Genomic DNA, 6,450 nt, shown 5'->3' on the forward strand with positions numbered 1-6,450 from the left:
CTACTGAATGGAAAAATAATGAATTAGCAACGCGTTATGATGTCACGATTAAAGGAAAACAATCGGGCATTAGTAAAACCTATTCTGTCAAAGCACAAAGTGGTGAAACAACTAGTTATACCCCAAGTACACTATTCAATTTAGGCGACACATATGATGTCTATGTACAAGCTTACTTCTACGATAGCTCAAACGCACCTGCTTCCGAAGCAGATAATAGTGAAATGGATGGCTTAAAACGTGGTATTAGTCCAATGCCAACCAAACCACAAGCAACTGTGCAAACTAATATGCGTGAGGATTTACTCGGTTTAGAAGATTATTTCACATATGATGAAAGTACATTTGGTAATGCAACAGCAGCAGTAAACGTAACAGCTGGAAATATGGTTTTACAATTTACAGATGAGTCGCTTTATACTCGAAGTGATTTAGGATATGCCTTTACTCGTACGTATAATTCTCGCTCAACTACATCTTCTGTTTTAGGAAAAGGATGGACATTCGTAGGGAATGAAACCTTGACAGAAGCTGGTGAAAAGAATGTTTATTATACAGATGAAGATGGAACGGTCCACCTATTTGAGAAATCAGGAGATACGTTCACTTCACCAAAAGGTTTATTTGAAAAATTAGAAAAAAGCGGTTCAACATATACCATGACAGATAAAAATGGTTTTGTTCAAACCTACCAAGAAAGTTCGAAAACAGGTACGTATGCAATTGCTTCTTATACAGACGAATATGGCAATGAAATTAGCTTTAAAAGAAATGAAAAAGGCCAAGTCACGGAAGTAGCGGAAACAAAAGGAACAAGTAATCAAGAGAACATCAAAATTTCATATGTAGATGATCATATTAGGCAAGTTCAGTATGGCGATCATTGGACAAAATATAGTTATACAAATGATCAATTGACACAAACAATCATCGGTAGTGATAAGTCAACACGCACAATAGTTGAAAACTTTATGTATGATGCCAATGGACAGCTAACGAAGTATGTAGATGGTCAAAAAAATGAAACAACGTTTAAATACAATACAAATGAATTAATTATTTTTGATAAACAAGCGAATGATGAAGAAGATAAAGTATCCGTAACCAACACATATTTATTTAATCAACCCAAACCAGATGATGATATTGATACGAAACATCAATATATATATGTAGCTTTAGATTCTGAAGATACACAAACAATTTACAAACGTGATGAAATAAGAGACACGTATATAGTTGATGAGGAAACAACTCCAAAAAATGAAAAGGATCAAAAAACAACGTCATTCTACACGTATGATGAACAGTACAACTTGTTAGAAACCATCAATCCAGATGCTTCAACAGAAAAAAATACGTATGATCCGCAAGGAAATCTTTTGACATCAACCACAAAAGAAGGAACTGTAACCAATACGTATAATAATCGCAATCAATTAATATCGACAAAAGATGTGAATGGTGAAGAAACGACTTACACATATGATGGACCTTCACTTATTCGTTCAAAAGTAAAAGACGAAGAAACAACCTATGTTTATGATACCTATGGGCGTGTCACAAAAACAACGTATGCCAATGGGACATTTGAACAAGTCGATTATGATGATGAGCAACGTCAAGTAACTTCGACAGATAAAAAAGGGAATACGACTTCTGTAGTATATTCTATTTATGGACAAAAGGTGAAAGAAACAGATGCAGATGGGCACACGAAATCGTATACGTATGATCCGATGTACCCTTCAACAATCCTTTCTGTAACAGATGGAAATGGACATAAAACAGCGTATCAATATGATAATAACAATAATTTAACAACATTAACAGATGCATTAAACCGTCAAAAAACATACACGTATAACGATAACGACCAAGTAACAACCGTCACCATGCCGAATATGAAGTTCTCATATGAGTATGATAAAAATGGTGAAATGAGTCAGTCTGAATTACCTTCAGGTGTTAAAACAACGTACACATATAATAGTGATGGCCAATTAGCACAGGTACAGAATGGCAATGAAGCCATTGATTATATGTATGATGAAAGTGGCAATACAACGTCTATTTTACGTGATACGAAAACACTCAAAACGTATGGTTATACAGCTGAAACTAATTTACTTGCGAACTATACACTAGGCTTATTCAAGCAAAATTATGGTTACGATGAGAAAGAACGTAACAACGCAGTGACAACCGCTTATGGAAAAGACTTTGAAGTAAAAGAAGCGACAACATATAAAGAAAATAGCGATGATGTCGACCATATTAAAATCAGTGCCGATCAAGTTTCACATGATTACCAAAGTGATATCGATGTACCAAACAATAAAACGACGATTACATTGAACAATGATTTATGGAAACAAGTGACACAAATGAACGATGCAAATTTACTTGGTTCATTAACGTACACAACAAAAGCGCAGCAACCATTTAAAATTGCATATGATTATACGAAAAATGGAAACATCGCACAAGCCGATGTCAATGGTCAAGTAAGCAGCTTTGGTTATGATGCCAATGATCAATTAACACAAGAAACACTGCCAGATGGTACAATGAATACGTATGAATATGACGAAGTTGGGAATCGTACAGCATCTAAAGTGAATGGCGAGAAAGCAACTTTCACGTATAATGATGCGAACCAAATTGCGACGAAAAATGAAACAACTTATACGTATGACAAAGATGGTAATTTACTGCAAGATGAACACTATAAGTACACGTACAATCAGCAACAACGTTTAACAAAAGTAACGACGCTAGATGACCAAATCATCGCATCGTACACATACGATGAAAATGGCTTACGTCTAACGAAAACAGTTGGCGACACAACACATGAATACTTCTATAGTGGTGAAGTATTGGATATGGAAGTTGTGAAAGTAAAGGATGTTGTTACAGAATATCGTTCATATGAATGGAATGGCTATACACCGCTTGGTATGATTATCAAGAAGCAAAATAAATCGGGTACATTTGAAACGAAAGCGTATCAATTCATTACGAACCATCGTGGCGATGTACTAAGTATTCGTGATAGTGAAGATCAAGAAGTCGGTGCATACACATATGATGCCTACGGAAATGTATTAACGGTCGAAGGGGACCTAGCGAAAGCGAACCCAATTCGTTATGCAGGGTATTATTATGACGATGAAACAAAGAACTACTATTTACAAGCTCGTTACTATAACCCAGCAAACGGTGCCTTCCTAGCTCTAGACCCACACCCAGGTGATGACGATGAGCCATTATCACAGAATGGTTATAGCTATGCGAATGGGAATCCAGTGATGAATGTGGATCCGGATGGAAATAATTCAAAAAGAATATTATATGCGTTAGCAACAGGAATGGCATTCTTGTTATTTGAAATGGCAGGAACTATTAAAGGACCTATTACAGCACTTTCGACACTTATTGGTTTTTTGGTTGGATATAAAGATTGGAAGAATGCAAAAGAGCAGAAGAAAGCTGAAGTGGCTAAAAAAATGATTAAAAATTCGCGAATGCTTAAAAAGAAATTAGTTAATGAGGCCAAAAGAGCATTACGTAAAAAAGGAATAAAGATTCTTGCAACAATGGTTGGTTTATCTTGGGCTGTTGCTATAGATGTTTTTGGCACTGGATTTTATCATGGATGGAAAAAAAGTAATTATAATAATGGGCTTTGTAGTAGATGGGGAAGAAATTATGTAAGTTATGCTGCACACGTTGCAAAGAAAGAGGCCTAATCATTTATGAATTTTAAACAAATATTTTATTTTTTTGTCGGAATGTTAATATTATTATTAGCAAGTGATATAACTTATAATACAGATCATATTATTCCGATTTTCATAGTAATAGTATCAGTTTTTTATTTACTATATACGGAGATTTTCAAGAATACACTTTCAATAAAGAGCATATTAATAGGTGTAAGTATTGCATGGCTCATATATCACTTTGTGAATATTTAATTTTTTAGATTGAGTCTACTAAGTTAAAAAGAAATGATGTCGACCATATTAAAATCAGTGCCGATCAAGTTTCACATGATTACCAAAGTGATATCGATGTACCAAACAATAAAACGACCCTTACATTGAACGATGATTTATGGAAACAAGTGACGCAAATGAACGATGCGAATTTACTCGGTTCACTGACGTACACAACAAAAGCGCAACAACCATTTAAAATTGTCTATGACTATACGAAAAATGGGAACATCGCACAAGCCGATGTAAATGGTCAAGTAAGCAGCTTTGTATATGATGCCAATGATCAATTAACAAAAGAAACCTTATCAGACGGTACGGTCAACACGTATGATTATGACGCAGTGGGGAATCGTACAGCATCCTAAGTGAATGGTGAGAAAGCGACTTTCACATATAATGATGCCAATCAAATTGCGACGAAAAATGAAACGGCTTATACGTATGATGCAGATGGTAACTTATTGCAAGATGAGAACTATAAGTACACGTACAATCAGCAACAACGTTTAACAAAGGTAACGACGCTAGACGACCTAACCATCGCATTGTACACATACGATGAAAACGGCTTACGTTTAACGAAAACAGTTGGCGATAAAACACATGAATACTTCTATAACGACGAAGTATTAGAGATGGAAGTTGTGAAAGTAAAAGATGTCATTACCGAATATCGTTCATATGAATGGAGTGGCTATACACCACTTGGTATGATTATCAAGAAGCAAAATGAATCCGGTACATTTGAAACCGTAAGGAAGGCGAGCCAGTACACAACGTCCTGTTGTCGGCTCGCCCAACTTGCGTCCAGCAAGCAGCAATTCATTACGAACTATCGTGGGGATGTATTAAGTATTCGTGATAAAGACGACCAAGAAGTCGGTGCATACACATATGATGCCTATGGAAATGTTTTAACTGTCGAAGGGGATTTAGCGAAAGCGAACCCAATTCGTTATGCAGGTTATTACTATGATGATGAGACGAAGAATTACTATTTACAAGCACGTTACTATAACCCAGCAAACGGAGCCTTCCTAGCATTAGACCCACATCCAGGTGATGATGACGAACCGTTATCACAGAATGGTTATAGCTATGCGAATGGTAACCCAGTGATGAATGTGGATCCAAATGGGGAGTTTGCTCAAGTTCTCTTTTATATAGTGGTAATTTCGTTAACCGCATATAAAATATATAAAACTGCAAAAAAAGCAAAAAAGGCTGCTAAAGCACTGTCTAAATCTAAAAAGAAAACGTTTAAACCACTTAAATTAAATTTACAGTATTTTGCAATGCCGATGAGCAATAAAAGATTCTTAAATAATTATTCAGTGAAAAATTATAAAAATATTTCTTTAGACTTAGAAAGAGGTGGATCGCAATTAGAGAATATCCATGTAGTAGTTAACAATGTTAAATATATATATCAGCCACATTTAGATGATTTTGTTTCGAAAAATGGATTTTCTATACCTAGTAAATTAAGATATGATACTAAAATACGAAAAGCGTTAGTAAAAGCGTTTAAATATAAAGGGACGCAATATTAGGAAGTTGAAGGGAGGATTCTTTATGGCGTTAAATAATCGACATGTATATTTTAAATTAAACAGTGACGATATATTAAGTATCGTTAAAGATCGATTAGCAAAAGATGTTAAATTTAAGGATGGACATTCAGCCGTGCTGAATTTTTTAGGAGATGAAAAAAATTTACGTATTGTAGCTGTTTTTAGTGATGTTGATGATGACTTAGAACAAATAGATTTGAATGAAATTGATAAAGAGATAGATTTTAATGGTGATCTTTCAACAATGTCAGATGCAGGGAATATTAGAAACCTTACAGATGAAGAAAGAGAAAAAATTATAAAAAAACTTAGTAGAAGAAATTATATACAAAAATTAAATAATTTCTTTCAAAAAAAATAATGGATCTAAGTCAATAGATGGAAACAAGTGACACAAATGAACGATGCAAATTTACTCGGTTCACTGACGTACACAACAAAAGCGCAGCAACCATTTAAAATTGCATATGACTACACGAAAAATGGTAACATCGCACAAACTGATGTCAATGGTCAAGTGAGCAGCTTTGTATATGATGCCAATGAAATTGCGACTAAAATCGAATAAACAATAGTGTGTAATATGAGAACCCTGGTATTTGACTGTCTATAGTCAAGTACCAGGGTTCTCTCAAAATTCAATAAATTTTTTCTGTTAATTATTTTAATATTGCGTCCTTAATCTCTTTTTCAAATAATAAATAATTACTCGTTTCACCGTTTGGTTCTTTAACTACCGCGCACCATTCTTCTATACCATGAAAATGGCCCACGCACTCACATGCGATGGTTACACTGAATTTTTTAGAAGGAACAGAAACTGCCCAAAGGTGAGGAAGTAGTTGAACTTTTTCTACTTCTTTTTCATC

At 34.8% G+C, this 6,450-nt stretch carries 5 protein-coding genes and 1 pseudogene; 5 read left to right on the forward strand and 1 reads right to left on the reverse strand.

The features are described 5' to 3' along the window. The 5 genes from D1606_RS17790 to D1606_RS17815 all read left to right on the forward strand — a co-directional run. Positions 1-3,755 (forward strand): RHS repeat domain-containing protein (locus D1606_RS17790; protein WP_147414548.1); only part of this gene is annotated, 3,755 nt, incomplete at its 5' end. 386 nt (positions 3,756-4,141) lie between these two features. Then, positions 4,142-4,372 (forward strand): RHS repeat domain-containing protein, encoded by a 231-nt coding sequence (locus D1606_RS17800; protein WP_119417360.1) that lies wholly within the window; start codon positions 4,142-4,144, stop codon positions 4,370-4,372. Continuing rightward, positions 4,373-5,560 carry an RHS repeat domain-containing protein gene (locus D1606_RS17805; protein WP_119417361.1) on the forward strand — a complete coding sequence of 396 codons (1,188 nt, stop codon included), beginning with the start codon at positions 4,373-4,375 and terminating at the stop codon, positions 5,558-5,560. 22 nt (positions 5,561-5,582) lie between these two features. After that, positions 5,583-5,942, forward strand: a complete 360-nt coding sequence (locus D1606_RS17810) for a hypothetical protein (RefSeq protein ID WP_119417362.1) — start codon at positions 5,583-5,585, stop codon at positions 5,940-5,942. A gap of 27 nt (positions 5,943-5,969) precedes the next feature. Continuing rightward, positions 5,970-6,149: a hypothetical protein gene (locus tag D1606_RS17815; protein WP_119417363.1), complete on the forward strand. Its 180-nt coding sequence runs from the start codon at positions 5,970-5,972 to the stop codon at positions 6,147-6,149. A 91-nt stretch (positions 6,150-6,240) separates the two neighbouring features. On the opposite strand, the pseudogene D1606_RS18890 reads toward D1606_RS17815, so the two are convergent. Continuing rightward, positions 6,241-6,450 (reverse strand): annotated as a pseudogene (locus tag D1606_RS18890) (hypothetical protein); the annotation flags it as partial.

Origin of the sequence: Rummeliibacillus sp. POC4, from assembly GCF_003576525.1 — a bacterium.
Classification (GTDB): domain Bacteria; phylum Bacillota; class Bacilli; order Bacillales_A; family Planococcaceae; genus Rummeliibacillus.

Excerpts from the sequence above, each read along its gene's own strand:
- D1606_RS17800 (WP_119417360.1), top strand. The coding sequence starts at position 4,142 with ATGAACGATGCGAATTTACTCGGTTCACTGACGTACACAACAAAAGCG.
- D1606_RS17810 (WP_119417362.1), top strand. The coding sequence starts at position 5,583 with ATGGCGTTAAATAATCGACATGTATATTTTAAATTAAACAGTGACGAT.